The sequence below is a fragment of the Mycobacterium sp. IS-1556 genome, assembly GCF_001499985.1.
Classification (GTDB): domain Bacteria; phylum Actinomycetota; class Actinomycetes; order Mycobacteriales; family Mycobacteriaceae; genus Mycobacterium.
On the sequence record NZ_LQIM01000001.1, the window covers coordinates 511,525 to 538,415 of the forward strand.

General features: G+C 65.3%; 26 protein-coding genes and 2 pseudogenes. 13 read left to right on the forward strand and 15 right to left on the reverse strand.

Annotated features, from left to right (window positions below; all coding sequences use genetic code 11):
* Positions 1 to 5: 5 nt before the first annotated feature.
* Genes AU187_RS02465 through AU187_RS02475 form a run of 3 tightly spaced genes read right to left on the reverse strand, consistent with a single transcriptional unit; the run spans position 6 to position 3,384 of the window.
* The gene (locus AU187_RS02465) at positions 6 to 803 is read right to left on the reverse strand and encodes an SDR family NAD(P)-dependent oxidoreductase (protein ID WP_059100397.1); all 798 of its coding nucleotides are present in this window, start codon (positions 801 to 803) and stop codon (positions 6 to 8) included.
* Positions 794 to 1,759 carry an alpha/beta hydrolase gene (locus AU187_RS02470; protein ID WP_059100396.1) on the reverse strand — a complete coding sequence of 322 codons (966 nt, stop codon included), beginning with the start codon at positions 1,757 to 1,759 and terminating at the stop codon, positions 794 to 796. Before AU187_RS02470 ends, AU187_RS02465 begins: the two co-directional genes overlap by 10 nt.
* A complete protein-coding gene (locus tag AU187_RS02475) occupies positions 1,756 to 3,384 on the reverse strand; it encodes an AMP-binding protein (RefSeq protein WP_059100755.1) in 1,629 nt (542 codons plus the stop codon). Before AU187_RS02475 ends, AU187_RS02470 begins: the two co-directional genes overlap by 4 nt.
* A gap of 194 nt (positions 3,385 to 3,578) precedes the next feature.
* Here AU187_RS02475 and AU187_RS02480 point away from each other — a divergent pair, with 194 nt between their 5' ends.
* Complete coding sequence (locus tag AU187_RS02480; RefSeq protein ID WP_082683665.1) at positions 3,579 to 5,045, forward strand: wax ester/triacylglycerol synthase family O-acyltransferase; 1,467 nt, start codon at positions 3,579 to 3,581, stop codon at positions 5,043 to 5,045.
* On the opposite strand, the gene AU187_RS02485 is transcribed toward AU187_RS02480, so the two are convergent.
* On the reverse strand, positions 4,959 to 6,011 hold the full coding sequence (locus AU187_RS02485; RefSeq protein ID WP_059166203.1) for an acyl-CoA dehydrogenase family protein: 1,053 nt from the start codon (positions 6,009 to 6,011) through the stop codon (positions 4,959 to 4,961). The two genes, AU187_RS02480 and AU187_RS02485, sit on opposite strands and share 87 nt — an antisense overlap.
* 70 nt (positions 6,012 to 6,081) lie before the next feature.
* Here AU187_RS02485 and AU187_RS02490 point away from each other — a divergent pair, with 70 nt between their 5' ends.
* Positions 6,082 to 7,179, forward strand: a complete 1,098-nt coding sequence (locus AU187_RS02490; protein WP_059100394.1) for an acyl-CoA dehydrogenase family protein — start codon at positions 6,082 to 6,084, stop codon at positions 7,177 to 7,179.
* A gap of 6 nt (positions 7,180 to 7,185) precedes the next feature.
* On the opposite strand, the gene AU187_RS02495 is transcribed toward AU187_RS02490, so the two are convergent.
* The 5 genes and pseudogenes from AU187_RS02495 to AU187_RS02515 all read right to left on the reverse strand — a co-directional run bounded on the left by AU187_RS02495 (position 7,186) and on the right by AU187_RS02515 (position 12,046).
* Positions 7,186 to 8,031, reverse strand: a complete 846-nt coding sequence (locus AU187_RS02495) for an IclR family transcriptional regulator (protein WP_231740360.1) — start codon at positions 8,029 to 8,031, stop codon at positions 7,186 to 7,188.
* Positions 8,032 to 8,197: 166 nt separating this feature from the next.
* Entirely contained in the window at positions 8,198 to 9,808 is a 1,611-nt protein-coding gene (locus AU187_RS25755) for a histidine phosphatase family protein (RefSeq protein ID WP_082683705.1), read from the reverse strand.
* Positions 9,809 to 10,070: 262 nt separating this feature from the next.
* Positions 10,071 to 10,940, reverse strand: a complete 870-nt coding sequence (locus AU187_RS02505) for an alpha/beta fold hydrolase (RefSeq protein ID WP_059100393.1) — start codon at positions 10,938 to 10,940, stop codon at positions 10,071 to 10,073.
* 76 nt (positions 10,941 to 11,016) lie between these two features.
* Positions 11,017 to 11,232: pseudogene (locus AU187_RS02510) on the reverse strand (SDR family NAD(P)-dependent oxidoreductase); the annotation flags it as partial.
* Positions 11,233 to 11,281: 49 nt separating this feature from the next.
* A complete protein-coding gene (locus tag AU187_RS02515) occupies positions 11,282 to 12,046 on the reverse strand; it encodes an SDR family oxidoreductase (protein WP_502687726.1) in 765 nt (254 codons plus the stop codon).
* A gap of 110 nt (positions 12,047 to 12,156) precedes the next feature.
* Between AU187_RS02515 and AU187_RS02520 the strand changes: the two genes are divergently transcribed.
* From AU187_RS02520 to tnpB, 6 genes and pseudogenes are all read left to right on the forward strand, one after another.
* Complete coding sequence (locus AU187_RS02520; protein ID WP_059100390.1) at positions 12,157 to 13,755, forward strand: flavin-containing monooxygenase; 1,599 nt, start codon at positions 12,157 to 12,159, stop codon at positions 13,753 to 13,755.
* A 101-nt stretch (positions 13,756 to 13,856) separates the two neighbouring features.
* The gene (locus tag AU187_RS25345) at positions 13,857 to 14,000 is read left to right on the forward strand and encodes a hypothetical protein (protein WP_156425344.1); all 144 of its coding nucleotides are present in this window, start codon (positions 13,857 to 13,859) and stop codon (positions 13,998 to 14,000) included.
* Positions 14,001 to 14,532: pseudogene (locus AU187_RS02525) on the forward strand (IS607 family transposase).
* A gap of 110 nt (positions 14,533 to 14,642) precedes the next feature.
* On the forward strand, positions 14,643 to 15,074 hold the full coding sequence (locus AU187_RS02530; protein ID WP_156425343.1) for a hypothetical protein: 432 nt from the start codon (positions 14,643 to 14,645) through the stop codon (positions 15,072 to 15,074).
* Between the two features lie 3 nt (positions 15,075 to 15,077).
* Positions 15,078 to 15,767 (forward strand): hypothetical protein, encoded by a 690-nt coding sequence (locus AU187_RS25840; RefSeq protein ID WP_286131847.1) that lies wholly within the window; start codon positions 15,078 to 15,080, stop codon positions 15,765 to 15,767.
* Entirely contained in the window at positions 15,704 to 16,747 is a 1,044-nt protein-coding gene (tnpB, locus tag AU187_RS25845; RefSeq protein WP_286131848.1) for an IS607 family element RNA-guided endonuclease TnpB, read from the forward strand. Before AU187_RS25840 ends, tnpB begins: the two co-directional genes overlap by 64 nt.
* A gap of 92 nt (positions 16,748 to 16,839) precedes the next feature.
* On the opposite strand, the gene AU187_RS02540 is transcribed toward tnpB, so the two are convergent.
* From AU187_RS02540 to AU187_RS02560, 5 genes are all read right to left on the reverse strand, one after another.
* Positions 16,840 to 18,231, reverse strand: coding sequence for an alanine/glycine:cation symporter family protein (locus AU187_RS02540; protein ID WP_059100387.1), 1,392 nt, complete (start codon positions 18,229 to 18,231; stop codon positions 16,840 to 16,842).
* A 357-nt stretch (positions 18,232 to 18,588) separates the two neighbouring features.
* Positions 18,589 to 18,804, reverse strand: a complete 216-nt coding sequence (locus AU187_RS02545; RefSeq protein WP_059100386.1) for a hypervirulence associated TUDOR domain-containing protein — start codon at positions 18,802 to 18,804, stop codon at positions 18,589 to 18,591.
* Between the two features lie 276 nt (positions 18,805 to 19,080).
* Positions 19,081 to 20,616, reverse strand: a complete 1,536-nt coding sequence (locus AU187_RS02550) for a tripartite tricarboxylate transporter permease (RefSeq protein WP_059100385.1) — start codon at positions 20,614 to 20,616, stop codon at positions 19,081 to 19,083.
* Positions 20,616 to 21,161, reverse strand: a complete 546-nt coding sequence (locus tag AU187_RS02555; RefSeq protein WP_059100384.1) for a tripartite tricarboxylate transporter TctB family protein — start codon at positions 21,159 to 21,161, stop codon at positions 20,616 to 20,618. Before AU187_RS02555 ends, AU187_RS02550 begins: the two co-directional genes overlap by 1 nt.
* Positions 21,158 to 22,159, reverse strand: coding sequence for a Bug family tripartite tricarboxylate transporter substrate binding protein (locus tag AU187_RS02560; RefSeq protein WP_059100383.1), 1,002 nt, complete (start codon positions 22,157 to 22,159; stop codon positions 21,158 to 21,160). Before AU187_RS02560 ends, AU187_RS02555 begins: the two co-directional genes overlap by 4 nt.
* 240 nt (positions 22,160 to 22,399) lie before the next feature.
* Here AU187_RS02560 and AU187_RS02565 point away from each other — a divergent pair, with 240 nt between their 5' ends.
* The 4 genes from AU187_RS02565 (at position 22,400) to AU187_RS02575 (ending at position 24,696) form a co-directional block, all read left to right on the forward strand.
* The gene (locus AU187_RS02565) at positions 22,400 to 22,645 is read left to right on the forward strand and encodes an AbrB/MazE/SpoVT family DNA-binding domain-containing protein (RefSeq protein ID WP_059100382.1); all 246 of its coding nucleotides are present in this window, start codon (positions 22,400 to 22,402) and stop codon (positions 22,643 to 22,645) included.
* Positions 22,629 to 23,051, forward strand: coding sequence for a type II toxin-antitoxin system VapC family toxin (locus AU187_RS26110; protein ID WP_059100381.1), 423 nt, complete (start codon positions 22,629 to 22,631; stop codon positions 23,049 to 23,051). Before AU187_RS02565 ends, AU187_RS26110 begins: the two co-directional genes overlap by 17 nt.
* A 202-nt stretch (positions 23,052 to 23,253) precedes the next feature.
* Positions 23,254 to 23,496 carry a hypothetical protein gene (locus AU187_RS25350; RefSeq protein ID WP_156425342.1) on the forward strand — a complete coding sequence of 81 codons (243 nt, stop codon included), beginning with the start codon at positions 23,254 to 23,256 and terminating at the stop codon, positions 23,494 to 23,496.
* Between the two features lie 375 nt (positions 23,497 to 23,871).
* Positions 23,872 to 24,696 (forward strand): alpha/beta fold hydrolase, encoded by an 825-nt coding sequence (locus AU187_RS02575; RefSeq protein ID WP_059100380.1) that lies wholly within the window; start codon positions 23,872 to 23,874, stop codon positions 24,694 to 24,696.
* 12 nt (positions 24,697 to 24,708) lie between these two features.
* On the opposite strand, the gene AU187_RS02580 is transcribed toward AU187_RS02575, so the two are convergent.
* The gene (locus AU187_RS02580) at positions 24,709 to 25,740 is read right to left on the reverse strand and encodes a fused (3R)-hydroxyacyl-ACP dehydratase subunits HadA/HadB (RefSeq protein ID WP_059100379.1); all 1,032 of its coding nucleotides are present in this window, start codon (positions 25,738 to 25,740) and stop codon (positions 24,709 to 24,711) included.
* Between the two features lie 150 nt (positions 25,741 to 25,890).
* On the opposite strand from AU187_RS02580, the gene AU187_RS02585 reads away from it, so the two are divergent.
* On the forward strand, positions 25,891 to 26,889 hold the full coding sequence (locus AU187_RS02585; protein ID WP_059100378.1) for a glycoside hydrolase family 6 protein: 999 nt from the start codon (positions 25,891 to 25,893) through the stop codon (positions 26,887 to 26,889).
* Positions 26,890 to 26,891: the final 2 nt, after the last annotated feature.

Here is a 26,891-nt window from a genome sequence, read left to right on the forward strand (position 1 = left end):
ATCGCCTAGTCCGAATCCTGGTCGATGCCTGTCAGCATGAGCTCGGAAACGCGGCGAGGGAACTCGGTGAAGTTGGCCATCACGGCGATCCGCTTCGGCAGGATGACATGCCGCTGGTTGCGCTCGATCGCCACCGCGATCGCGTTGGCGACTTCGTCAGGTTCCAGAGCCTCCGACGGGAGCGCTTTCCACTTCAATGACCGCTCGATGGTGCGCCGTGCCGGACCGAACTGGCGAATGTGGTCGATCATGTCGGTCTTGACCTCGCCGATCTGGACGAGCGTCGTACCGACCGGCTTGCCCCGCAGTTCCGAACGGATACCCGCTGTGAAGTGGCTCAGTCCTGCCTTTGAGGCGCCGTACAGGGTGACGCCCGGGCCGGTCGAGATAGCACCCATGGACGAAACGTTGACGATGTGACCACGCCGTCGCGCCAGCATGAGCGGCAACACTTGACGGCACAGCTCCATCGGCGCGTTCAGGTTGACCTGCAGGAGATCTCGCACCTCCTGGGCGGTGGCCTCGTAAAACCGGCCGACCTGGTCGATCCCGGCGTTGTTGATCAGCACGTCGATCGGGCCGTCGGCTTCCACGCGCTCGATGAGGCCGCCGACCGCGTCGGGGTCGCCAAGATCGGTCGGATAAGCCTTGCCGTCGAGTTCTTTCGCCAGGATCGCGAGCGAATCGCCGTTTCGCGCCACCAGTGCGACATCGACGCCGCGCTGCGCGAGCGCCTCGGCAATGCTCTTGCCCAGACCACGACTGGCGCCCGTGACGAGTGCGCGGGTATTTCTCAATTGCACTGCGGTTCCCCTCTCAAAGCGTCACGCAGGATTGCGCACACGTCATCGTTGGCTTTCTGGGCGGCCGGCAGGTGGTCGGCCAAGTTGAAGAATCCATGGAACCCGCCCTCGTAGCGCCGAACCGTGGCCGGAACCCCGGCAGCACGAAGCCGCTGAGCGAATTCCTCACCCTCTTCACACAGTGGATCCAGATCACCGGTGACAATATGCGCGGGCGGCAGTCCATCGAATTCGCCGAGGATGGGCGATGCCAACACATTCGTCCGGTCGCCGTCTTTCCCAAGGTATTGCTCCGTGAACCACTGCATGTGTTCAGCGGTGAGTACACCTTTGGCGGCGTGCCGGCTCTTCGCCGAAGTCTTTCGCCGTTGGTCGACCACGGGATAGATCAACACCTGGAATGCGATCGACGGTGCACCGCAATCACGGGCCATCATTGCGATCACCGCTGCCAGGTTGCCGCCGGCACTGTCTCCGGCCACTACCAGACGCGCGGGATCGCCGCCGAGGTCGCCCACATGGTGGGCCACCCACTTGGTGGCAGCCCACGCGTCTTCGACGGCGGCAGGGAACGGGAACTCCGGCGCAAGCCGGTAGTCAACCGAGACCACCACCGCGCCAACGCCATTGGCGAGCTTGCGGCAACACGAGTCATGCGAGTCCAGGTCGCACAGGACAAACCCGCCGCCGTGGAAGTAGATCAGCACCGGTACTCCGTCGGCGGATCCGTCCGGCTCCAACGGAAAGTAGATGCGAACCCGAGGTCCGTCGCCACCGTCGGGTCCTGGAATGCCGCGCTCCTCGATTCGGGCGACCGGGTTCGGTAGCGGAGGTCTGCGGCTGGCTTTGAGGCTGGCTCGGACCTCCACGGCGTTGCCCTTGCCGGTGAGGATCGACGAGAAGGCTGCACTCATGCGGCCCGCGACTTCGCGCTGCATGGTCCGGGTGTCGGTCATTTCACGGCACCGCCGATCAGCTGGGCACGCAACACCTTGCCGGTGGCGTTGCGGGGCAGTGCATCGAGGAATTCCACGTCGCGGGGCACCTTGTAGCGAGCCAGGTTCGCGCGCACGTAGTCCTTGATGTCCTCAGGGCTGATGGCGCTGCCCTCGACGGGCACCACGTACGCGTTCAGCCGTTGGCCGAAATCGGGGTCGTCGACGCCGATCACGGCGACCTCGTCGACGTCGGGGTGGCCGCAGATCAGGTTCTCGACTTCGAGGGGATATACGTTCTCGCCACCGCAGATCACCATGTCGTCGTCCCGGCCGTCGACGTAGAGTCGTCCGGTTTCGTCGAAGTGGCCGACGTCGCCGGCGCTGAGCAGGCCGTCGATGACCTCCTTTCCGCGCCCGTCGGTGTAACCCGAGAAGCTGATGTTGCTGCCGGCGAAGATCCGGCCGATGGTGTTCGGCGCCGTGATCTGGTTGCCGTCCGTGTCGTACAGCCGGACGCTGCAGCCGACCGGTGGGCGGCCAGCCGTCCGCGGATCGTGAAGCAGGTCTTCGGGCATCGCGACCGTCATCACGGCGAGCTCGGTAGAACCGTAGAGGTTGTAGAGCACGGGGCCGAACTCGTCCAGGGCACGGGTAACCAGGTCAGGTGCCATGGCGGAGCCCGAAACGAAGACGATCCGGAGCGAAGAGGTGTCATAGCGGGTGCGAATCTCTTCGCGCAGCGCGAGGATTCGCTGCAGCATCGTGGGAACCACCACCAGGACACTGCACCGATAATTGGCGACCGCACGCAGCGTTTCCTCGGCATCGAACTTCCGGCGCAGCACCAACCGATTGCCCAGCGCCAGCGACAGGACCGCCTGACCCAAACCGGTGCCGTGGAAGATCGGTGCGGCCAACATGCAGGTTTCGCCGCGCCGACGCGGGACCCGGTCAAGCAACTGCGCGGAGAACAGCGGCGAGGTCTTGCCGCGCGGCGCCCCCTTCGGTGTGCCGGTTGTGCCGCTGGTCAGCAGCGTCAGACCACCCGGCTGCGGCGGCCCCGAAACCGGCGCACTGGACGTCGACCGGATCAACCGCTCCAGAGAGCTGTCGGCGTCGTCCGGATGCGCTGCGGAATCAGCACCGCCCCAGGCCACGTAGCGACGCACCCTCGGATCGATGGCGTCGACAAGACCGGAGAACTCCTCGTCGTAGACCAGGACGGAGACCTTCTCGCGGTGAGCGACGTCGGCCAGTTGCGGCTTGGCGAAGCCGGTGTTCATCAGCAGTGTCTGGGCACCGATCTTTCCCGCCGCCGCCAGCACCGTGATCAGCCCGCGGTGGTCGCGGCACAGCACCGCCACCACGTCACCGCGCCCGAAGCCGGCTTCGGTCCATCCTCGTGCCAGCGCATTGACCCGCGCGTTCAGCTCGGCGAACGTCAGGTCGCCCATCTCGTCGGTGATAGCCACGGCGTCGGCGTCGCGGAGAGCGGCGGTCTCGATGATCCCGGCGAAGGGACCGTAGGTCTTCACCATCTTCGCCGATCGAACGCCGTCGGCGAGTCCGCCGGACAGGCCGGCCTCGCGTAGCACCTTGAGGCTGCGAGCCGTCACCTTGAGCCGGTCAGCCGTGGCGGCCAGCCTGGCGCCACCAAGAAAGAGCTGGTCTGGAATGTATCGCCGCACGCCGGAAACGGTATGGCGGCGCACCGCGCGCGATGATGGGCAGTCTCACTGTTCGAGACAAGACGTCTCCTTCGGCACAGTGAGGCCGTACAAGTGATGGATACCACAACCTGCCCCCGGGCTGCAGTACGACAAGTTGAAGGTGAGAAATGCGGCGTCTGAAGGGTGAAGACAACAGCTTCCTCGCGTGGGAGAGCGACGCGCAACCGCAACATACGATGAAGGTCGTCGTCCTCGACCCGAGCCAGGGACACGAGCCGCTCACATTCGAGGCGGTCAAGGATGCCATCCCCGGTCTGGTGGACCGCGTGGAACCGCTGCAGTGGCAGCTGTTGATGCCGCGAGTCGGGTTTGGGCGGCCGTGGTGGATCGCGCGGCCCCAGCTCGACATCGATTACCACGTCCAGCGGGCGACGGCGGCAGCACCGGGCGGCGATCGCGAGCTCGCAGCGGCGTTGAGCACGATCTTCACCGAGGGGCTCGACCGAAACCGTCCGGCATGGCAGCTGTGGTACATCGACGGTCTCGCGGACGGCCGGGTCGCGCTCATGCTCAAGATCCACCATGCGGTGGCCGACGGGTCGGCCTCGCTGCGACTCCTCGAAACCATTTTCAGCGCCGATCCCGCGACACCGTTGCCGAGACTGCGGCGAATCCCGATGCCCAGCGAGCGTCGGCCGGCCCCTTGGATCTGGTTCCCGTTGGTGTTGCGCCATCAACTCGCCGCACTCGCTCGCTTCCCCAGCATCGTTGCTCGCACAGCACGCGTGACTCGCATCATCCGGAACCGCCAGAAGGCCGGCAAGCCCGGCTACGCCAAGGCATTCGCCGCGCCCCCGGCACCGTTCAACGAGCCGCTGACCGCCGATCGCCGGTTCGCTTACCGCAGCTGCGATATTCACGAGATACGGCGGGTCGCCAAGACCTTCGATGTGACGGTGAACGACGTGTTCCTGACGTTGTGCAGCGGCGCGCTTCGTGAATTCCTGGACCGGCGCGACGAGTTGACCGACGAGCCCTTGACCGCGGTGGTGCCCGTGTCGATGCGGCCGCCCGGTGCGGAGGTGGAGTGGGGCAATCAGGTCGCACGCTGGAACGTCGACTTCGCCACCCACATCGCCGATCCGGTCGAGCGCCTGCATGCCATTGCGACCGCCACCAAAACGGCGCGCGAGGTGCAGGCAGAACGGGACGCTTTCTTACAGCACGACTGGATGGAGTACTGGCCGCTGTTCTGGCTGTATTCACGGGTACTGCCGATAATCGGCGCAAGAGTGAGCCGGCGGCCGATGTTCAGCCTCATCGCCTCCAACATGCGGGGCCCGCAGCGGCGCCTCTACTGGGGTGGGGCGCCCATCGAAAAGCTCATCTCCACCGGCCCGCTGGTGTTCCCCATGGGGCTGAACTTCACCGGTTGGAGCTACCAGAACGAGATGGCCATCGGGGTGCTGAGCTGCGGTGACCAGGTGGCCGACCCCTTCGAGATCGCCGAGCACCTGCCCGAGGTGCTCGCGGAGTTGAGCGCGGCCTCATCCCGAATCCAGGCCATCGAGCAGGAATATGGTCAGCCGACACGCGGCGTGGACGTCTCGCCACAGGCGGGTGACTTGGTCTGAGGCATCGAGCGCGTGCCGATGGCTGGCACCCAGCAGCTGATCGGCGGCATCGCGCGCCCGTACGGCGGCTTGCCGATGTGCCCACGCCGCGGCCCGAAAGGTGTCCCGAACCCCGTCTCTGCCTGGTCGAAACGACGCCTCGATCTGCAGCCGGGCGGCGTCGATGTCCGAGGCCGCCCGAGCAACGTGCACAGTCGTCGACGTCTGATCGGTCAACTCTTCGCTGCCGTACGAGGCGGCGAGCCGTTCGCGCATCTGCTCGACAAAAGTCCGCCAGACACCGCCAGCCGCCCCCACGACCACCGCTGCCGCTGCTGCACCCGCGAGCATCCGGGTGGCAATTCGCGGTGCGAATTGTGCGCGCTCGACGGCATTTTGGAAGATTTGTCGTTGTTCGACCGGCACGTCCGTCACCGTCACATCGCGGATACCCGCCGCGTCTAGTCCGGTCGGGTGCTGGGCCGGCTCGATGTGGACAGCGCTGCGCGGCACCAGGACACAGTGCGGCGTCCCGTCTGCGTCCGCGGTCAGCAGAAACCAGTCGGCGTATTCGCCGCCCGCGACGAACTGCCATCGGCCGCTCAGCATTCGATCGCCGGTGGTTTGAGCCAATAGACCCCCGGCGCTGTAGCAGGGTGCGATCAATGCGTTGGCGTCGGCGCCCCACACGTCGTTCACCGCGCGCTCGGGCAGGCTGCTGACGTCATAGGCCGCCACGTTGAACATCGCGCAGAGCCAACCTGCCGACCCGTCCAGGGCGGCGAGGTCACCGATCAGCGAGACGAACTCTTCGGCATCGACCTCCAGTCCTCCATACGGGGCCGGGCGCAGCAATCGGCCGGCCCCTGAATCATGCAGTGTTGCAATGATTTCAGCCGCTGTGGATGCTTGGTGGCGGCGAACCATCGCTGCCAAGGAGCCGAGTGTTTCCTGTGCGGCGCTTCGCACACCGGACGACTTGGTCATGCCCACTCCCCTGGCTGCAATGAATGGTATTCATGATGGTGGCACAAGGCTCCCGGAATCAGGCGGCGCTATGAGGGACAGTGAGATTGACATCGTTGAGTCGCTGCTTCCCGCGATCGCTGACGCGGCGAGTGACGTCGACCGCCGCGGTGCCGTCGATCGGAGCGTGATCGTGGAGCTCCACGAGGCGGGGTTCTTCTCGATGCTGCGTCCCAAGGCGTTCGGAGGTCTGGAAGCCGATCCGTACGACTACCTTGTACTGACGCGCGAGCTGTCCTCGGCGTGTACTTCGACGGGGTGGCTGGCCGGGATGCTAGGCGTGAACAGCTGGCATTTGGCGTTGTTCGACGAGCGGGCGCAACAGGACGTGTGGGGCTCGGATCCGCGGGCGCTGGTCTGCGCGTCCTATGCGCCGACCGGACGTCTCGAGCGGGTCGGTCGCGGTTACCGCCTGTCGGGTCGATGGAACCGCTGCACAGGCATCCATCACGCGTCGTGGCTGATCGCCGCCGCGGTGTTGGTCGGCGACGACGGCGCAGCCCAGGATTTCATCGCGGCCCTGGTGCCGTGCGCCGACTATACCGTCGAATCGCACTGGAATGGCCTGGGCCTGCGCGGGATCGGCGCCGACGATGTCGTCGTCTCCAACGCGCTCGTGCCGGCGCACCGGACGTTCGGCTGGCTCGGCCTCGACCAGCGGACCGCCGTCAACCCGCTCTACCGGCTTCCGCAACCCACGTTGTACACGCACACGGGAACCGTGCCCCTGCTCGGCGCGGCTGACAACGTGCTTGCCGCTCGAGGACCGTCCGCCGCCACAGCGCTGAGCGCGGTCGCGATGGCAACTGCCGACCTCGAACTCTCCGCACTTCAAATACGGCGCAACTTAACCGAACTCATGGATTGCGCCCGCGACGCCTCCGAGCCCGACACTGCACTGATATTGCGCTCGCGACGAGACCAGGTAGTCGCATCCGACCGCGCCGTGCGGGCCATCCAAACCTTCATCCCGGACTCCGGCACGGGCATCGGCGGCGATGCTCTGGTCGAGCGGGTATGGCGTGATGTGCAGACCGCTCGGACGCACGTCGCCAGCAATGTCGAACAGGTGTTGTCGGTGGTCGGTCGGTTCGCATTCGGCCTGAAAGTCGACGACCTCATCTGGTGATGCGCTTCAGACCCATGCGTCGGAGGTGATGGTGCGTAACACGCGGGAGAGGATGTTGTCGGTGGCTGCGGCCGAAGACGTCGAACCGCTCTGCGTCGCATCGGGTTGTGTGCCGCCGAGTTGCTGGGAGATGTGCCTGGCTGCACGCATGACGAAGGGAGCCGTCCGTTGCAGCCGGTTCATCGGGACAGCGCCCGTCAGCGACAGGCCGGCTACCTCACCGTCGGGGGTCTTTAACGAAGCCGCGACGCTGGCCAGGCCTATCGCCAGTTCCTGATTGTCGTAGGCGAGCCCATGCCGGGATCGGATGCGGGCCAGCTCCTGATGCAACGTCGGCAGGTCGGCGATCGTGGCCCGGGTGAGCTTGCGAAGCCGATCTCCGACGATCGCATCGACCTCCTCGGCGGGAAGCTGAGCCAGCATCGCCTTGCCCAAGGCGCTGGCATGCGCCCGGGTATGACCGGCGACTCGCGTCGGTACCACGATGCCGCTGCGGCCTGACACCTTATCGAGATAGACGACCTCGCTGCCGACCAGTACTCCGAGATGAACCACCAACCCGGTGTCTGCGTGGAGGCGGTCGAGGACGCGAGACGCCACGCCCCGCAACTGCGAGTGGTCGGCCATCCTCGTCGCAGGCAGCGCTGAGGCGGCAATGCTGTAACCATTCGGGTGGTGTTGCAGCAGCCCGGCGGTGTGTAACTGCTTGAGGATGCGATGCGCAGAGGATCGTGGCAGCCCGGTGCGGGTCACCACCTGGTCCAGGCGCAAGTGCTTGCCCGGCTCGTCGAACGCGTTCATGATCAGCGCAACGCGCTCCACCATCGACACCACCGTGTCGTGTTGCGTCACGGACCGCTGCACAACCGCGCCTCGAGTTGACGTCGACACAGGATCCACCCAATCATCCCGCTCCTCGGCATGCCGACGCTTTGAAATCTTCGGTGTGCAGCAATCGGCCCCCGCCACCGAAACTGGTGAGGGGGGCCGACTGCTCTATGCGGTCAAATCGACGGTGTCAGCTGTCACTCCCGCCTGAGTCACCGCCGCTGCTACCAGACGTGTCGCCACCGCTGCCTCCAGCTGTGTCGCCGCCGCCGGCTTGGGCGCCTGCAGTGGCCTCGCTGGCTTTGCTACCGGTGTCGGCGTCCTTGACGGCAACGCCACCGCGCTGCTTGTCCGACGACGCGGCCTGATCGCTGACGTTGACCGCCTGCGACGCACGATCGTCCGCACGGGTCGACGTGGTCCCGGACTTTCCGGGGACCGCCATGTTGCCGTTCGAGAGATCGGTCGCGCCGTTGGACGCCGCACCCTTCTTCTTCGATGGCTCGGTCGCCTGGACAGCCTGACGCTGCGAGTCCGTCCCCGTCGTCGCCGCGTCGGCCCCGGTCGTCACCGGGTCGGCCTCCGTCGTCGCCGGGTCGGCCACCGTCGTCGCCGAGTCGGCCACCGTCGTCGCCGAGTCGGCCTGCGTCGACGCCGGGTCGGTCTCCTGGACGGTCGCCTCGACGGTGGCCGGGTCGGTCGCCTGGACGGTCGATGCGTCGGCTTGACGCTGCGAGTCGGTCTCGGTCGTCGCCGGGTCGTCCACCGGCTTTGTCAGCGCTTTCATCATGTCGGTCGCCGATGGCGACACCACGGTTGAAGACGTGGTCTGACTCGCCAGCTGGACCGTGTGCGCCTCTGGCGACGACGGCACGGCCGGCGCCGGCGGGGTCAGGTTGGCCAGCCGCTCGGTGATCTCGTGCTGCAACGCGTTCGTGAACTTCTGGACCGAGAAGGTCGTGTCCGCGACGCTTTGCCTGATCGCGTTCATCAGCGTTGCGATGTCCCCCGTGGCTGCCGCGTCGGTGATCAGCTTTGCGGCGGCCGCGAGCTGCCTTTGCAGCGTGCGGGCATGGAGCTGCACCTCGGACTCGAGCGTGGGCTCCGGCGTGAACCGCTGACCGTTCCAGTCCACCAGTGTCCAGCCGTCCTCCGGATTGCCCTCCAGCACCACGTAATCGGTGTTGTGCAGTGGGGTTTGAGTCAGCAGTTGAAGCTTCTGCTCCGTGGTGAGGTTCTTTGCGTTCATGATCGTCCAGAACATGGTGGTGCCGCCGTGTGAGTACACGACGGCGTTGCGGTCGCCGTTGTTGTACATGGTCTCCAGCGCGCCGTCCACCCTGGCGTCGAACTCGTGGCCGTCGATCGAACCCGGAATCCGGGCGTCGAGCGGGTCGCCAGGAGCTGGCGTCGGAATCAGCCCAATCCAACGCAGCGGGGCCTGAAGATAACCGCCGAAGGCCTCGTTCTCGGGCGTGCCCTCATAGATTCCGGCCTCGATCTCTTGCAGACCGGGCAGCACCTGAACCGGCAGGCGCAGGCGTTCCGACATCGGCGCCGCCGTCTGCTGCGTCCTGACCATCGTCGAGGAATAGATGGCGTCGTAATTGTTGACGGCCAGCCTGTCCGCAGACGCCTGGGCTTGCTCCTGGCCGAGCGGCGTGAGGTCGGGGCCGGGCGTCGACGTGTCGATCAGCCCAGAGGCGTTGCCTGCGGACTGAGCGTGACGCACGATCGTCACCCGCATCAGCTCGGCGGCGGCAGCCGGAATCGCGGTTCCGAGCAGGACAGCGGACGCCATCAGGGCGACACCGAGCAATTTCCAGAACGCGGATCTCCGTCGTCGAATGGGTCGCCCCGCCGTTGGGGCGGGGACAGAAGGTTCGATCATTCAACACTTCCTCTCGGTGGTACGGACACGTCATGGTGAACTCACGATTGACGGGCGGGTAAGCGGCAATCCCGCACACCGAGACTCGGCGTTGTCAGCTCCCGCGCGGGGCACGCACAAGGCGCCGAGCGAATCGCCGCCGGCGGCCTTGGTCGACCGGAATCGATGCGTGTCAGCCGCCGTCCTTGTGAAGCAGAAACGACAGCACGGTGCTGACGAACGCGTCGCGCTGCTCGATCATCGCCCAGTGCCCGCAATTGGGGAACACGTGCAATTCGGCGTTGGGGATGGTGCGCATCGGGATCAGCGCCATGTCCAGCGGGCTCACCCGGTCGTCACGCCCCCAGGTGATCAGGATGGGCGCCTTGACCCGGTGCATCGCCGCCCACGGCTGTGGCCCGTCGACGGCTTCCATGGCCTGAACCATCTGCTCGAAGGCGGCCTTGCTGTACATCCGACGCGCGCTGGCCAGCGTCGCCGGTTTGGTGGCGCGGGCCCATCGCTCCTCGATGAGCTCGTCGGTCACCAGCGCTGGGTCGTACACCATCGAGTGCAGCCATTGCACCAGACGGTCTTTCGTTGGGTTCTCGGCGAACTCATGCAGCAACCTGATGCCCTCGGCCGGGCCGGGTGAGAACACGCTGCGGCCGATACCGCCGATGGTCACCAGCCGTCGCACCTTTTTTGGATGGTCGATCGCGTACTGAATCGCGACAGACCCACCCGTCGAGTTGCCGACAATGTCCACGCTGTCAAGTGGCAACGCGTCGACGAACCGGGTGAGCGCGTCATGCGCGGTGACCATCGGATGGCCGCCGAAGTCGTCACTGACACCGAAGCCGGGAAACTCGAGGACCAGGCATCTGTAGAACTCGCCGAACGCGCCCAGCACGCCGCGGAAGTCGCGCCACCCCGTGGCCCCAGGGCCTGAGCCGTGCAACAAGACCAGCGGGGGGCCGTCGCCGAATTCGTGGTAACGCAGCACACCGCCGTCGGTCATGACTTCTTTGGCGGTGGTTTCCTGGCTGAGCTCTACTGTCATGCCTCGACTTTCGCTCGCGCCCGTGCTCGTCCTCGGGTCGTCATGCGTGCGTACCACCGTCGATGCGGATCTCCGTGTCGACCGTCGACCGGACGCCGTCGACTACCGAGGACCCGTCGCCGATGTTCGATTCGAGGACGAAAAGCTGCGTGCCCGAGCCGAACTCCTGTGCTTGCGCACTGGTCTTCTCCAGGCCATCGGCTGATACGTCGGCGGCGACCACCGCTGCGCCCTCGTCGAGCAGCCGTAATACAGTGGCCGGTCCGATACCGGACGCCGCGCCAGTCACCAGGACCCGATGACCGTCCAAACGTTTCATTTCGCCTCCGATCGGCCTGAATTCACTGGCCCATCACATATTTCACGGTGGGCCCGGCGGTCCAACCGCCGTCGACTGCGATCTCGGCCCCCGTGACGTATGCCGCGGCGTCGGACAACAAATAGCCGACCGCGCCCGCGATTTCGTTGGCGGCCCCGACGCGGCCCATCGGCGTATTCGGATAGTTGCCTTCGCCAGGTTGGACGCCGATCTCAGCGGTCATCGGGGTGTAGGTGATACCTGGATGCACTGAGTTCACTCGGATGCGATCGATGCCGAGTTCGACTGCGGCGATCTTGGTGAGCCCCCGCACCCCCCACTTCGAGGCACCGTAGCCGGCGGTGAGCGCGAGGCCCATGAGCCCGGCCGCCGACGAGATGTTGACGATGGAGCCGCCGCCGGCCGCACGCATCGGCGCGATCACGGCCTTCATGCCGTTGAACACCCCGACCAGGTTGATCTCGAGCACGGTGCGGAAATGATCGACCGGTTCGTGTTCGATGTATTGGCCCGTTGACACCCCGGCGTTGTTGACCAGTCCGTTGAGGGTGCCGAACTCGGCCTGAGTGAGTTCTACCGCCGAGACCCACCCTTCGGGTTCGGTGACGTCGAGGTGCGCGTACCGCGCAGCCGAGCCGAGTTCTTCAGCCAGCTGCTCGCCCTCGTCGTCGAGGATATCGGCGACGACAACCCTGCCGCCCCGGTCGACGATGTGGCGGGAGAAAGCGGCGCCCAAGCCGCGGGCGCCGCCGGTGACGATCGCCACCAACCCGGATAGTCCGTTCAGATCTTGCATGGGCCTCATGGCAGCACCGCGCGGGGCCCGCGTCACTGCGCAGTCCCGCCCAATGAGACGTCGGATGTCGCTCGGTTGGCGTGCCTCATACCGTCTCAGTCATGCACCAGACCGTCGATGTGGTCGTAGTCGGCGCCGGCTTCGCCGGCCTCTATGCGCTGCATCGCCTGCGCGGCGACGGGCTGTCGGTGCGCGTGTTCGAGGCCGCCGAAGGGGTAGGCGGTGTCTGGTACTGGAACCGTTACCCCGGCGCTCGCTGCGACGTCGAAAGCGTCGACTACTCGTACTCGTTCGACGAAGATCTTCAGCAGGAGTGGAACTGGAGCGAGAAGTACGCGACCCAGCCCGAGATCCTGCGGTACCTGAACCATGTCGCGGACCGCTTCGACTTGCGGCGCGACATCACATTCGGCACCCGGGTGACCGATATGGTCCTCGACGAGGACACGCTGTGTTGGCAGGTTCGCACCGACCGCGGCGACGTGGTGACCACGAGATTCTGCGTGCTGGCCGTTGGTCCGCTGTCGAACGCGAACATACCCGCGATCGACGGACTGGACTCGTTCGGTGGCGCGGTGTACCACACGGCGTATTGGCCGCACGAGAACGTCGACTTCATTGGTAAGCGCGTCGGCGTGATAGGCACCGGATCGTCTGGTATTCAGGCGATTCCGTGCATCGCCAAGCAGGCCGCCCGGCTGCATGTCTTCCAGCGCACTGCGAACTACAGTGTGCCCGCGGGCAATGTGCCCCTCGATGACGCGACGCGGGCGAGCCACAAAGCGAACTACGCCGAGCGGCGACGATTGTCGATGGCCAGTGGCGGCGGCTCGCCGCACCAGCCGCACCCGAAGTTGGCCGTCGAGGCGTCGGACGAGGAACTTCGCGAGGCGTATGAAAAGCGGTGGCAGTTGGGTGGTGTGCTGTTCTCCAAGACGTTCGCCGATCAGCTGGTCACCCTCGAAGCCAATGACACGGCGCGGGTGTTCTGGGAGCAGAAGGTGCGCGCGGTGATCGACGACTCCGCGACGGCCGATTTGCTGATTCCCACCGACCACCCGATCGGAACCAAGCGGATCTGCACCGACGACAACTACTACCAGACGTTCAACCACGACCACGTCCACCTGGTGAATCTGCGAGCCACGCCAATCCAGCGGATCGATGCCGCCGGTGTACACACTGCCGATGCGTATTACGAACTGGACGCGCTCGTGTTGGCCACCGGTTTCGACGCCATGACCGGGTCGGTCGCCAAGCTCAACATCGTCGGTCGCGGCGGCCAGAGCCTGAACGAGGCGTGGGCGCACGGACCGGCGACATACCTCGGCCTCAGCGTTGCGGGGTTTCCGAACCTGTTCAACATGACGGGCCCGGGCAGTCCGTCGGTGCTCGCCAATATGGTCCTGCACTCGGAATTGCATGTGGACTGGGTGGCGGACGCCATCGCTTACCTCAGCGCACGAGGAGCGGTCGCGCTGGAGGCACGCCCAGAAGCGGTCGCGGAGTGGGTCGAAGAGTGCACTCGGCGGGCGGCGGGAACGCTGATGCCACAAGCTAATTCATGGTACTTGGGTGCCAACATCCCCGGTAAGCCGCGGGTGTTCATGCCGTTCGTCGGCGGCTTTGGGATATACGGTCAGATCATCGCCGAGGTGGCCGATGCGGGCTACAAGGGCTTCGACGTCATCGAGGCGTAACCAGCACCGAGGTGCAGAGTTCATTGCTCGCAAGCGAGTTCGCCATGAGAGCACGCTAAGGCCGTGTCTAGACTTTCAGAGGCTTGCGAAGGGAGCGGAAAATGGCGACGTTCGTCCTGCTCCCCGGCGCCGGAGGGGCCGGCGAGGTGTACTGGCGCGAGGTGACGGCCGAACTGGAGGCGCGGGGCCACACCGCGATCCCGATCGAGATCGAGGGTAGGAACTGTTCGCCAGTATGTGACTAAATGTGGTGGTTTCGGGAGGGCAAGATGCCGGTGCCTGCTCGGCGGTTGGAGTCGGGGACGATCTGGGTTGAGGTGGCGCCGGAGAACGTGTCGGGCCGGGTGGTGCTATATGCCCGGGTGTCGTCGCATGATCAACGCTCGGATCTTGACCGGCAGGTCGGCCGTCTGACGCGGTGGGCCACTTCAAACGGGCACGAGATCGGTGAGGTGGTGTGCGAGGTCGGTTCCGGGTTGAACGGGAAACGACCGAAGTTACGGCGGATCTTGTCAGACCCTTCTGCCACGGTGGTGGTTGTGGAGCATCGGGATCGTCTGGCGCGTTTCGGGGTGGAGCACCTCGAAGCTGCGCTCGGTGCGCATGGGGCGGCGGATCGTGGTCGCGGATGCTGGTGGGACCACCGATGATCTGGTGCGCGACATGATCGAGGTGCTGACGTCGATGTGTGCTCGCTTGTACGGTCGCCGGGGCGCGCGGAATCGGGCGATGCGTGCGGTCACTGCGACGAAAACAGAATCAGCGCGGGTGGCCTGATGGCGAAGATGGGTGAGCTTAGACGCGCGGCGCTAGTTCTTGGCGTCACCAGTAGTACGCTGCGGCAACAGGGTTGGGCTACCGCGTCGCCTGCGCGTGTGCAGGCGGTCATGGAGGATCCGCCGGACTGGCTGATCGTTGCACGACAAAAGCGCAGCGATAAACAGGCCAACCGGCAAAGACGGCGCGAGCGTGAGAGCATCGCCAAACGCCTGGGCGTCGCGGTCCGTGTCGTCAAGGACCGAGGCATCACCCCGGGTGATGTCTGCGAGCTGCTTGCGGCGCCACCGGGCTGGCTGATCGCTGCCCAAGAGCAGCGCCAGGTGCGCGCCGCGCGTGAGCGGGCCGATGCGCAGCGTCGCGCGGCACGCGAGGCCCGGGAACTGGAATTGGCGGAGGCGTATTTGCGGGCGATCAAGGATCGCGGTGATACCGATGCCTGGGCCGCTGGCGTGCTGCATGATGCAGGAATTCACAGTATCGACTTGGGGGATGGCACTGCGTCGCCCGTGCTGTCACAGGCGTTGAAGGTGGTGCGCTGACGGGTGATCGTCGTGATGCGTACCCGCGCCCAGGCCGCGAAGGTGGCCGAGGCAACCGGTGGTGTGCAGTTGCCGGGCAAGGCGAAACCCGATGGCACACCGACAGTGTCGCGATTCGTGGCTGTGGGATCCGATTTCGAGGCGCATCGGGCGACAGTGGAGTCAGTGTCGGTGCTTTTCGAGCTTTACGACGGAGACGCCGACAGGTATGCCGCGACCGGGTCGCCGGGTACGCAACTGCCGACGGGCTGGATGGTCACCGCGGCCAAGCTCGAGGTCGAATGGCCCGCTGATGGTGCCCGTGCCGGGTTGGTGCGGTCGCATTTCGGTGCCCGCCGTAAAGCGTTCAACTGGGGTCTGGACCTCGTGAAAGCTGACCTGGACGCGAAGGCTGTTGATCCGGCACATGAGTCGGTGGGCTGGGATCTGGGCTCGCTGCGCAAGGCGTGGAACCGCGCCAAGGATGACGTGGCGCCGTGGTGGGCGGAAAACTCCAAGGAGTGCTACTCCGCGGGTTTGGCCGATCTGGCCCAGGCACTGAGCAATTGGAGCGCGAGTCGCAACGGCACCCGCAACGGCCGGCGGGTGGGTTTCCGCGGTTCCAATCCGCGCGCCGTGATCCGGGTCGGGTGCGGTTTACCACCGGCGCTATGCGACTGGAGGATGATCGCCGCACGATCACGGTGCCGGTGATCGGCGGATTGCGGTCGATGGAGAACACCCGCCGTGTGCAACGCCATCTCGCTTCAGGTCGCGCGCGGATCTTGAATATGACGCTGTCGCAGCGCTGGGGGCGACTGTTCGTCTCGGTCGGCTACGCGCTACGCACCCCCGACACAGCGCGAACACCGACCCGACCCACCGTGCGGGCCGGCGTGGATCTCGGCGTGCGCACACTGGCCACGGTGGCGACCCGCGACATCATCACCGGCACCGAAACGCTTGTCGAATACCAGAATCCGGCCCCGCTGAAAGCCACCTTGGCTGCTAGGCGCCGGGCTGGTCGCCAACTTTCCCGCCGTATCCCCGGATCACACGGTCATCGGGCAGCGAAAGGCAAGCTGTCCCGGTTGGACCGCCGGTGTGTGCATCTGCGGCGGGAAGGAGCTCACCAACTCACCACCGAGTTGGCGGGCACCTACGGACAGGTCGTGATCGAAGATCTCGACGTGGCCGCGATGAAACGCAGCATGGGCAGACGCGCCTACCGGCGCGCCGTCTCCGATGCTGCGATGGGAATGGTCGCGCCGATGATGGCGTATAAAACCACCCGGTGTGGCAGCACCCTGATCGTGGCGGATCGCTGGTATGCCTCCAGCCAGATCCACCACGGCTGCTACCTCCCGGACGGCAGTCCATGCCGCCTGCAAGGTAAAGGCCGCATTGACAAGCACCTCGTCTGCCCGCAGACCGGTGAAGTCGTCGACCGTGATCGCAACGCTGCCAAAAATCTCCGCGACTGGCCGGATATGCCAGTTGTGGCCCAGTCAGGGCCACGGCCCCGTTCGTCAGCGGTTCCGGCAGGGGTGCCGGAGACGGCGGCTCAGACCATCGGCACCACCGATTGCCTGGGGAGTTTGCGTAAGACCCGCCCGCACGGGAAGGCCGCGAACAGTGAGGCCAAAACCGGAGTCGCCCCCGCGACAACGGAACTCCGCAAGGAGAGCGCCTGAATGAGACTCACAAATACTCACTCAGCCGCAACGGTCCGCACCCCAACACCAATTATTCCTTACTATCCGTCGCCGGAGCTGGCCGGTACGCCTCAGACATCGCTCCGCGCCCGCATGTCGTCCGCGTGCTCCTCGCCGCGGAAGTAGGCGCGGGTCTCCCGGTAGACCAGGGGGGACAGGATGATCAGACCGATGAGGTTGGGCAGCGCCATCAGACCGTTCATGACGTCGGAGAAGGTCCATACCGTCTTGAGAGCCGTGGTGGCACCGAGGTAGATCACGATGATGAAAAGGATCCGGTACGGAAAGACCGCCTTCCGTCCGAACAGGTACTCCACGCACCGCTCGCCGTAGTAGGACCATCCGAGCAGCGTCGAGAACGCAAAGAAGATCACGCTGAGCGTGACAATGACGCTGCCCCAGCTCCCGGGGAGACCCTCAGCGAATGCGCGTGCGGTGAAACTGGCGGCCTCCTCGGGGCCGGCCTCCTTCCATACGCCGGTGACGACGATCGTCAGCGCGGTGAAGCTCACCACCACGAGCGTGTCGATGAACGTCTGAGTCATCGACACGAGCGCCTGCCGGACTGGGTGGGTCGTCTTCGCCGCGGCCGCAGCGATGCCGCCGGTTCCCAGCCCCGACTCATTGGAGAAGATGCCACGCGCGACGCCGTAGCGAATCGCCGCTGCGACGGCCGCCCCCGCGAAACCTCCAGTGGCCGAGGTGCCGGTGAAGGCGTCGGTGAAGATGACGCCCAAGGCTCGCGGCACTTCGCCGATGTTGAAGGCGAGGACGGCTGCCGCGCCGACGATGTAGATGACGATCATCACCGGGACGAACAGACTGGTGACCCGCCCGATGCTCTTGATGCCGCCCAAGATCACCGCGGCGGCCAGCACCACGATCACCGCGCCTGTGATCGGTGCCGACACACCCCACTCTTCGTTGACGTTGGCCGCGACGGTGTTGGCCTGCGTCATGTTGCCGATGCCGAACGCGGCCAGCGCTCCTGCGACCGCGAAGAATCCGCCGAGAAACACGCCCACTGGCCCTTTGATGCCGCGACGTAGGTAGTGCATCGGACCACCGGCTTGCTCCCCGGCGGCGTCGGTGCGACGGAAGCGTACGCCGAGAAAAGCTTCGCTGTACTTGGTCGCCATGCCGACCATGCCGGTGAACCACATCCAGAACACAGCCCCGGGACCGCCAAGGGCAATCGCGGTCGCGACGCCGGCGATATTGCCGACGCCCACGGTCGCAGCCAGGGCCGTCGACAACGCTTGGTAGTGCGAGATATCGCCTTCGGCGCCCGGATCCTTACGCTTGACGAACGCCAGCCAGAACGCCAGCCGGAACCGGCGCACCTGGATCCCGCGCAACAGCACAGTCAGATACAGGCCGGTCAGCAGGAGCAGCGGGATCAGCAGCCAGGGGCCCCAGATGAAAGAACTGGCATCGCCTAGAAAGTCGTCGAGAGTGGTCATCGCACCGCCGGATCGCAGAGACATCGGACTGGTGAAAACCGTAGTCCACCTACCCAACCTCGGGGATCGGCGCGGGCGTCGATCGTCAGTTGCGCGAGTTAGCGTCCGTCAAACTGTGAGCCCACACGAATGCCCGCGTCGGCGAGGAACTCGGGGGCGCGACCCAATTGACAGTCGGTGGAGAAGGTCACCGACAACCACGTCCGCGCCATACCCTCGAGGATGGCATGCGGATGTTGGTAGCTCTCAGCGAGCTACTGAGCTCGAGCGAGTGCTAGTTTGTGGTAGCACCCGTGAGATACCGCCACGTTTCGCGCGGTGCCAGCGATCGGTTGGCTGACCACAGCCTTCTCCGCGTCAGCTGTCGACCTTCTTCAATGCCGATCCTTTGTGCATGGCGATGTGATCGGTTTTGTCACTTTTGATTTCGTACTGCGGTTCTTCTTTACTGGCGTGGCGGGTGTGTCCCTTGTAGTCCACATCCCGCGTATGGACTTTGATGATCTTGCCGCTGACCTGTCCGGCTTCCGAATTCCACGTCACGTGGTCGTCGACTTTGAAGTGCTCATTCATTTCTTCGCTCCCCTCCTCAACGGACGTCGATTTCGTCACCTACCACGGTATGCCGCCACCGCCTTCTCGGTGCGCGCAGCTGCGGGCCCAGATTCCGCGCGTCTTGATGCCCTCGACCGCGCACGGCCTCGACCTGCTGGCGTCGTGGAGGGCCAATTGAACTGCTCTAGACGTACAACCCGCCGCGCTGAATCCGCGCTAAACCGTCGGTGCAGCCGACCTCAGATGACTAGGGTATGACGCGAAATAACCAGGACGACAAACTATTTGAGACTCTCAGCCGGCCACGTCCTCGGTGCTGCGCGCCGATGCCGGTACTTCCTTGCGCAGTCTCAGCTTGTTGTAGGTGCTGATTGCGATGACGACGGCCAGCAGGGCGTACAAGGTGATCGTGATCGGTGTGCTCACCAGCGTGAGCGGATTGTTCTGCGAGTTGTTCATCGCGGCGCGCAGCGACGACTCCGCAAGCGGGCCGAGGATGACCGCGATCAGCACCGGCGCGAGCGGGATGCCGTAGCGGCGCATGGCGAATCCGAGCACACCGAGCACCAGCATGAACACGACGTCGATGATCGCCGAACTCGCGGCGTACACGCCGAAGCAGGCGAACACTGCGATCCCCGCATAGAGGTACTCCTTGGGGATCGAGAGCAGTCTTGCCCACAGCGGAGCGAACGGCAGATTCAACACGAGCAATACGACCATCCCGATGAACAGGCTGGCGATGAGCGCCCAAACGATGTCGGCGCTGCGGTCGAACAGCAGCGGACCCGGCTGCATACCGTACTGCTGAAACGCGGCCAACAGCATCGCCGCGGTGGCCGACGTCGGCAGCCCCAGCGCCAGAAGAGCACCCATGGCCGTGCCCGCCGTAGAGTTGCCGGCCGCTTCTGGACCGGCAACGCCACGGATCGCGCCCTTGCCAAACATCGGCACCTTTCGCCGACTGTCCAGCCGCTTCTCGACACCGAAGGCGAGAAACGTCGGGACTTCGGCGCCGCCGGCCGGGATGACGCCGAACGGCACGCCGACGGCGGTGCCGCGTAACCATGCCGGCAACGCCTCCCGGTATTCGGCCCTGGACAGGAACGGGCGTCCTGTTGACGGCGTGAAGCTGCGGTCGTCGGGCCGTCCGATACGCGAGGCGACGAAGATGACCTCACCGACGGCGAGCATCGCGACGGTGATCACGACGATGCTGATCCCGTCGAAGAGCGCCACGTTGCCGAAGGTGAACCGCTGAGAACCACTGACCTCGTCGGTCCCGATCATGGCCAGCACCAGGCCGATCAGCAACGCCGCCGCACCCTTGAGCACCGACTCCGACACCACCGCCGAAGTGGCGATGAACGCGAACAACGCCAGCGCGAAGTACTCGCCCGGACCGAACTTGGTCGCCCACTCCGCCAGCGCGGGTGCGAAGAAGACCACCAGAGCCGTGGCGACCATGCCGCCGATGAACGCGCCTATCGCCGAGGTCGCCAATGCCTGTGCGCCGCGGCCCTTCCTGGCCATCCGGTGTCCTTCGAGGGATCCGGCGATGGCAGTCGAGTTCCCGGGCGTGTTCATGAGGATTCCGGCGATCGAGTCCCCAAAGAGCCCGCCGAAATAGATGCCCGCGAACATCACCAGCGCGGCCAGCGGGTCGAGGGTGAACGTCACGGGCAGCAGCAGTGCGACCGCCATCGCCGATCCCAGTCCGGGCAGCACCCCGACCGCGGTGCCGATGACGGCGCCGATGAAGACGTAAAGCAGGTTGACCGGAGTGAGGACGTCACCGAATCCCCCGATCAGTCCAGTCAGCGAGTCCATCAGAACATCCCCATCACGCCGGGGGGCAGGCTCAGGCCGAGCAAGCCGGCAAATATCAGTTGCATGATCGACGAAATCGCCAGGCCGGTCAGTAGATTCGCAACATACCTCGTGCTGCCGAGCCCGACGGTCACTCCCCAGAAGACGACGGCTCCGGCGATGATCCAGCCGGCGGGTATCAGCAGGACAGTGAACGCCACGAACGACCCGATCGTGATTCCGGTGGACCGCCAATTGCTGAACAGACTCGGAATGGGACGCCCCTGGTCGTCCAACACTGGTTCGGGCACCTCAGGATTGCGCAGGATGACCAGGGTGAGCAGCGCCGCGATGAGGAAACAGAACCCGGCGGTGATCCAGGGGAATGCCTTGGGCCCGAAGAGTTCCGAGTCATCGGCGATCTCCATGTCGAAGATTCCGTAGACCAGGACCAGCCCAAGCCCAACCATCAGCGCCGGCATGATCAATGCGCTCTTGCCGGTCCAAAACCTGCGCGGCGGTGTGGGTTCAGCCGACGCAGCGGTGTCGTGTTCGCTTACTGTCATGTCAGCCCCAGATCGTCCAGAATGGTCTTCACCCGCTGCTCTTCCTCGCGGATGAACCTGCCGAAGTCGTCCCCGGTAAGGAAGGTCTCCTTCCAGCGGTTCCGCGCGACGACGCTCTGCCAATGCTCGGTCTCGACCATTTCCCCAACGATTTCGATGAGTTCTTGCTGCTGGTCGTCAGTGAGACCGGCCGGGGCGACGTAACCGCGCCAATTCACCAGATCGACGGCCGGATAGCCGGCCTCGGCAGCGGTCGGAGCGTCGAGGCCCTCCAACTTTTCCGGCGCAACCACCATCAGTGTCCGCAGTCGTCCCTCGGCCAGCATGTCCCGGAAATCGTTGTATCCGCTGATCCCGACGTCGGGTGTGCCTGGCGCCGTGGACAGCAGGTTTATGGTCAGTTCGCCACCGCCGGCGTAGGCGGCGTATCGGATCTGCTCAGGGTCGATTCCCGCTTCGCGCGCAAGTTGGGCGGCGACCATATGGTCGATTCCGCCGGCCGAGCCGCCACCGATGGGCATCGCCGCGGGGTCGGCTCGCCACGCTTCGATCAGCTCGCCGAGCGTCTGGTATGGCGAGTCGGCCGGCACCACAATGACTTCGAAGTCCTCGGCGAGCCGGGCGATGGGCGTCATATCAGACAGTGCGACAGGTGAGTCGTTGCGCTCGACCCCGCCGAGCATGACCGTGCCGGTCACCATCATCGTGGTCGGGTCACCGCCGAGGCGAGTCAGTTGACTGAGCCCGATCGCTCCAGCGGCGCCGGGAACGTTGACCACTTGGACATTGTTGACAATGCGGTTTGACCGCAGTGCCTGCTGAGACTCTCGTGCGACGAGGTCCCAACCGCCACCGGCCGCGGCGGGCGCGATCAGTGTGAGCTTGGCGCGGGCTTCGGCTCCCGAGCCGGTCCGGTTCGCGTTGACACCCGCCGCCACCACCAAGGCGCCGACACAGACAATCCCGAGGATCCACCGGACAGCTGTCGGAACGCGCATGCCCTTATCCCTTCGCGATCACCGTGAACCAGGCACATCCTGACCCTTCCATGCGCCCCACGGTCGCGTATTTGGAATTGGAACCTGAGCCTCGCCGCATGGCTCGCGCCGTCGGACCCAGTAAGCCGTCGCGCCTCTGGTCGACACCGCCCGGGCAGTCGGATTAGACGAGCGTGTGGTTGTCACGACCAGGAATGGTTGCGTAGGCCCAAATTACCAATTGATTGGTAGCTTCATGCTATGTACGTAACCATCGACCGGGTGGGACGGGTGGTCATCCCCAAAGCGCTGCGTGTTGCGCTGGGAATCACCCCGGACACGCCGCTCGAACTGATTCCCGACGGATCGGGTCTAAGGATCGAGCCCGTTCGACGCCGCCAACGGTCGATCGACACCAGCGACGGCCTGCCGATACTCGGCGACGTCGAGGGTGCCGTGCTCACCGAAGACGACGTCCGTCGAATTCGCGATGACCTCCAACGGTGACCGCTGGGCGTGTGACACCAGCGTTGCCGTCGCCGCTCTCGATCCGACCCATGAAGCACATCCGGCCTGCCGCCGAGCCTTGGTTGACCTTCGTCCTGCGCTAGCGGGGCATGCCGCGTTCGAGACGTATACAGTGCTGACCCGGTTGCCTCTTCCACTGCGCCTCGATGCCGGCCAGGCGGCCTCGGTACTCGCCTCGGCTTTCCCCGGAGACTGCTGGCTCGACGCGACCGGATCCCGCGACCTTCGTGAACGGCTTGCTCGCCTCGACATCGTCGGCGGATCGGTGTACGACGCCCTCGTCGGCCAGGCGGCCGTCAACAATCACCGCATCCTGCTTACCCGGGACCGGCGCGCTGAGCGCACGTATCGCTCACTCGAGGTCGACTACCGGTTCGTTGACTGACAGCCAATCCAGCTGAGTCCCACTGGTTGAGGTGTGGTGACAGCTACTGGCTGACCAGAAAAACGTCGTTGACATCACCGCTGGCACTGTTTTTAAGGGCGCTCTACCAATACATGTAATGCCAGTGCGCCCCTCATCGGGATGGCATGGGTTCACGTCGTCGTTGCACCGTGCGGACGAAGAAACACGCAAAGGAGCAGTTATGAAACTGCATTATATTGCAACCATGTTCGTGACAGGTGCGGCTGCTGCGGCCATTGCCGCCGCGCCAAGCGCTTCCGCGACAAGCACGGTCACCGGCCCCGATGGGGGCGCATCGACCGCGACGAACCAGAGACAGGGCCACGTCGCAATTCAGGTTGCGCCGCCGACGGTGTCAGATGCGCGCAGCTACGGTGAGTTCTCCTCACCGGGGCCCTTGCAAGGCAACCTTTCTCGCGACTAGGGATTCCTAACAACCTCCTTGGCGACCAACCCAAACGCGGACGCCGGTGTCCGAACAACGACACCTGCGCGGCGTCCGACGTTCTGGTCAACCGAGGCCGTGATCGACATCGGCGGCATCCCACCGGATGATGACGACGGCCGAAGGTCAGCCCCGCGTGGAGGACGACGATCTTGACGCCAGTGCCACCGGGGTCCCCGCCACTCCGGTGTTATCCGCACTCTGTTGTGCGAGCGCGGCGCTCGCGATGACCTGAACTCTTTGGCCCGCAATGACAACCGGCTCGATCGAGTGCAGCGTGCGGAAAAACACGGAGCACGCGTTCGGAACAGCCTATCGTCGGCCGAGTACAAACGATCTATCTAGGAGGCTGCGATGCCGACAGTCGACGTGCCATCAGGTCCCATCGCCTACGAAGACACCGGCGGAGACGGGCCGATCGTCGTGTTCGGTCACGGCCTGCTGATGGACGGCCGGCAATGGCGCAAGGTCATCGCGCTGCTACCCGAATACCGGTGCATCACACCGACGCTGCCTATGGGCGCCCACAAAGAACCGATGAGCCCAGACGCCGACCTGAGTGAACAAGGAATGGCGGCGATTCTCGCCGATTTCCTCGATGCCCTCGACCTCGGGGACGTGACCCTCGTCCTCAACGACTGGGGCGGCGGGCAGTTCATGATCTCCGACGGCCGCGACGAGCGCGTGGGCCGACTGGTGCTGGCGTCGTGTACGGCGTTCGACAACTACCCACCGAAACCGGCGCGTCCGGCGGCGCTGCTGTGCCGCATGCCCGGCGGCGGGTGGCTTCTGTCCAGGATGCTCGGGACCAACTTCTTCCGGCACAGTCGGCGCGCCTATGGAGCGCTGACCAAGAAGGGTCTGCCCGACTGGTTGTTCGACGAGTGGTTCCGGCCCGCCGTCGAGAATGCCGCGATCCGCCGCGACCTGGTCAAGTTCGCCACGGGCGCTCCGTCGCGCCGCCGGTTGCTCGAACTGTCCGAACGGATGCGGACGTTCACGCGTCCGGTGCTCGTCGTGTGGGCCCGCGAAGACCGGATGATGCCGTTGGCGCACGCGGATCGATTGGTCGAACTGTTCCCGGACGCCACCAAGATGGTCATCGACGACTCCTGGACACTCATCCCCGAGGACCAGCCGGAGGCAATCGCAGATGCGTTGCGGGACTTCGTAGCCTGACGCTCTGACGCGTCAGCGGAAGCGGACGTTCATAGTCGCCAAGCCGAAGATCTTCTTGCCGGCGGACTTCGCGCCCACGATGACGACGCCGGAGCGAGTGGCCGGGTCCAGCGATTTGATCCGGCCGCTGAACTCGATGTCGGCGCCCTCTTTGGCCGACACGATCGCGGGTGCGGACAGCCGTACCGCGTAGCGGGTGACCGCACCGGGGTCGCCCGACCACGCCGAGTGAAAACCCGCACCCAGCCCCATGGTCAGCATTCCGTGGGCGATCACGTCCGGTAGCCCCGCCAGCTTGGCGATGTCCTCGTCCCAGTGGATCGGGTTGGCGTCGCCGGCAACTCCGGCGTAGTTCACCAGGTCGCCGCGCGACAGCCGGGTGTGATGCACCGGCAGCTCGTCGCCGACATTGAGCTCGTCGAAGGACGGCGTCCCGGGCTCGCGGGTCATACCCCCTTCAGCGATCCGGATCTCCCCCTCGGGGCGCACCGTCTTCTCGTAGGCGGCATCGAGCGTGCCGATTCCCGAGAAATCGACGTCATGCATCATCGCGTTCTGCACGGCGGACTTGATCGCCGGATCGACGTCCTCAGCGGTCACTCCCACCACGGTGGTGTGCAGGGTGTGCACCCGCTCGCCGGCGGTGTCGGTGAACGTGTTCGTCACCGTGATGAGGTCTCGGCCGGCGATCTTGCGCACGTTCGTCAGCTCGACGTCGACGGTCAACTCGTCGCCCGCGACGATCGGACGGTGCTGTTCGAAGACCTCTTCGGTCTGCATGTAGGTGTCGTAGCCGACGACGATCTCTTCGAACATGCGGCGGTTGCACGACATACCCGGCGTCGAAGTGAACGTCAGCGGCGCCACCACGTCGGAATATCCCAGCTCAGCGGCGGCTGCGACGTCCCAGTGCGCGGGGTGGTAGTCCTGCACTGCCCTGGCGTATTCGCGTACCTTCTCGCGGCCGACAAGGTATGTGCCGTCCATCTGGTACCAGTGGCCGACCCGCGCTTCGAGCGCTGACGTTTCTGCTGCTGCGGTCATGCGTGCCCAACTCTTCTATCGGCTGGTTCGTTGAGGCCGATCGAAGCACCCTAACGCGCTCACCACGTCGGCCCACAACGTCAAGATCCGAGCAGTGAGTCCGCCGCCGCCACTACGCGACGCAGATGGCCGAGCCGCTATGTTCATCGAGTGCAAATCTCCCCTGCTCGTGCGCTCGCTCGGTGGCTCCCTTCGGTCCTGACCGCGGTTGTTGTATGCGGCGGACTTCTGGCTTCCCCACCGGCTCCGGCTCCGGTAGTGCACCTGGTCAGCGAGGCGAACCCGTTGGCCGGGATGCGGTTCTACGTCAACCCCGCATCCGCGGCCATGCGTGCTGCGCAGAAGGCCGATCCGCCGAGCCCCGAACTGACTGCCATCGCGAACACGCCGCAGGCGTACTGGCTCGTCCCCGGCGGTTCCGCGGCGACGGTCGCGAAGTACGTGGGTGACGCGCAAGCAGCCGGCGCCTTGCCGGTGCTGACCCTCTACGGCATTCCGCACCGCGACTGCGGCAGCTTCGCGGCAGGTGGTTTCGCGTCGGGCGCCGACTACCGGGCGTGGATCGACGGCATCGCAGCCGACCTGGGTGGCTCGCGGGTGGCGATCATCCTCGAACCCGACGCGCTCGCCATGGCCGATTGCCTGTCGGGTGACCAGCGCCAGGAGCGGTTCGACCTGATCCGCTACGCCGTCGATACCTTCACCCGCAATCCGGCCGCGGCCGTGTACGTCGACGCGGGTCACTTGCGCTGGCACAGCCCCGAGGAGATGGCCGCCAGGCTCAACCAGGCCGGCGTCGACCGAGCGAGGGGATTCAGCCTCAACGTCGCGAACTTCTTCACCACCGAGGAGGAAATCGGTTACGGGGAAGCGATTTCGGGCCTCACGAATGGCTCCCACTACGTGATCGACACGTCGCGCAACGGCAATGGAGCGGCCCCCGACTCACCGTTGCATTGGTGCAATCCGGACGGCCGAGCACTGGGTGTTCCGCCGACCACGCAGACTGCGGGCCCGCACGCCGACGCGTACCTGTGGATCAAGCGGCCCGGTGAATCCGACGGAACCTGCGACAAAGGCGATCCCCCGGCGGGCACCTTCGTCAATCAGTACGCCGTCGAGCTGGCCAGCAACGCCCGTCCGCGGTAAAG

Coding starts and splice junctions, on each gene's coding strand:
- AU187_RS02480 (WP_082683665.1), top strand. CDS start 3,579: ATGCGGCGTCTGAAGGGTGAAGACAACAGCTTCCTCGCGTGGGAGAGC.
- AU187_RS02555 (WP_059100384.1), bottom strand. CDS start 21,161: ATGACAGTAAGCGAACACGACACCGCTGCGTCGGCTGAACCCACACCG.
- AU187_RS02575 (WP_059100380.1), top strand. CDS start 23,872: ATGCCGACAGTCGACGTGCCATCAGGTCCCATCGCCTACGAAGACACC.
- AU187_RS02545 (WP_059100386.1), bottom strand. CDS start 18,804: ATGAATGAGCACTTCAAAGTCGACGACCACGTGACGTGGAATTCGGAA.
- AU187_RS02540 (WP_059100387.1), bottom strand. CDS start 18,231: ATGACCACTCTCGACGACTTTCTAGGCGATGCCAGTTCTTTCATCTGG.
- AU187_RS02560 (WP_059100383.1), bottom strand. CDS start 22,159: ATGCGCGTTCCGACAGCTGTCCGGTGGATCCTCGGGATTGTCTGTGTC.
- AU187_RS25345 (WP_156425344.1), top strand. CDS start 13,857: ATGGCGACGTTCGTCCTGCTCCCCGGCGCCGGAGGGGCCGGCGAGGTG.
- AU187_RS02565 (WP_059100382.1), top strand. CDS start 22,400: ATGTACGTAACCATCGACCGGGTGGGACGGGTGGTCATCCCCAAAGCG.
- AU187_RS02580 (WP_059100379.1), bottom strand. CDS start 25,740: ATGACCGCAGCAGCAGAAACGTCAGCGCTCGAAGCGCGGGTCGGCCAC.
- AU187_RS02550 (WP_059100385.1), bottom strand. CDS start 20,616: ATGGACTCGCTGACTGGACTGATCGGGGGATTCGGTGACGTCCTCACT.
- AU187_RS26110 (WP_059100381.1), top strand. CDS start 22,629: ATGACCTCCAACGGTGACCGCTGGGCGTGTGACACCAGCGTTGCCGTC.
- AU187_RS02530 (WP_156425343.1), top strand. CDS start 14,643: ATGGAGGATCCGCCGGACTGGCTGATCGTTGCACGACAAAAGCGCAGC.
- AU187_RS02485 (WP_059166203.1), bottom strand. CDS start 6,011: ATGACCAAGTCGTCCGGTGTGCGAAGCGCCGCACAGGAAACACTCGGC.
- AU187_RS25350 (WP_156425342.1), top strand. CDS start 23,254: ATGAAACTGCATTATATTGCAACCATGTTCGTGACAGGTGCGGCTGCT.
- AU187_RS02505 (WP_059100393.1), bottom strand. CDS start 10,940: ATGACAGTAGAGCTCAGCCAGGAAACCACCGCCAAAGAAGTCATGACC.
- AU187_RS02470 (WP_059100396.1), bottom strand. CDS start 1,759: ATGACCGACACCCGGACCATGCAGCGCGAAGTCGCGGGCCGCATGAGT.
- AU187_RS02490 (WP_059100394.1), top strand. CDS start 6,082: ATGAGGGACAGTGAGATTGACATCGTTGAGTCGCTGCTTCCCGCGATC.
- AU187_RS02520 (WP_059100390.1), top strand. CDS start 12,157: ATGCACCAGACCGTCGATGTGGTCGTAGTCGGCGCCGGCTTCGCCGGC.
- AU187_RS25755 (WP_082683705.1), bottom strand. CDS start 9,808: ATGGCGTCCGCTGTCCTGCTCGGAACCGCGATTCCGGCTGCCGCCGCC.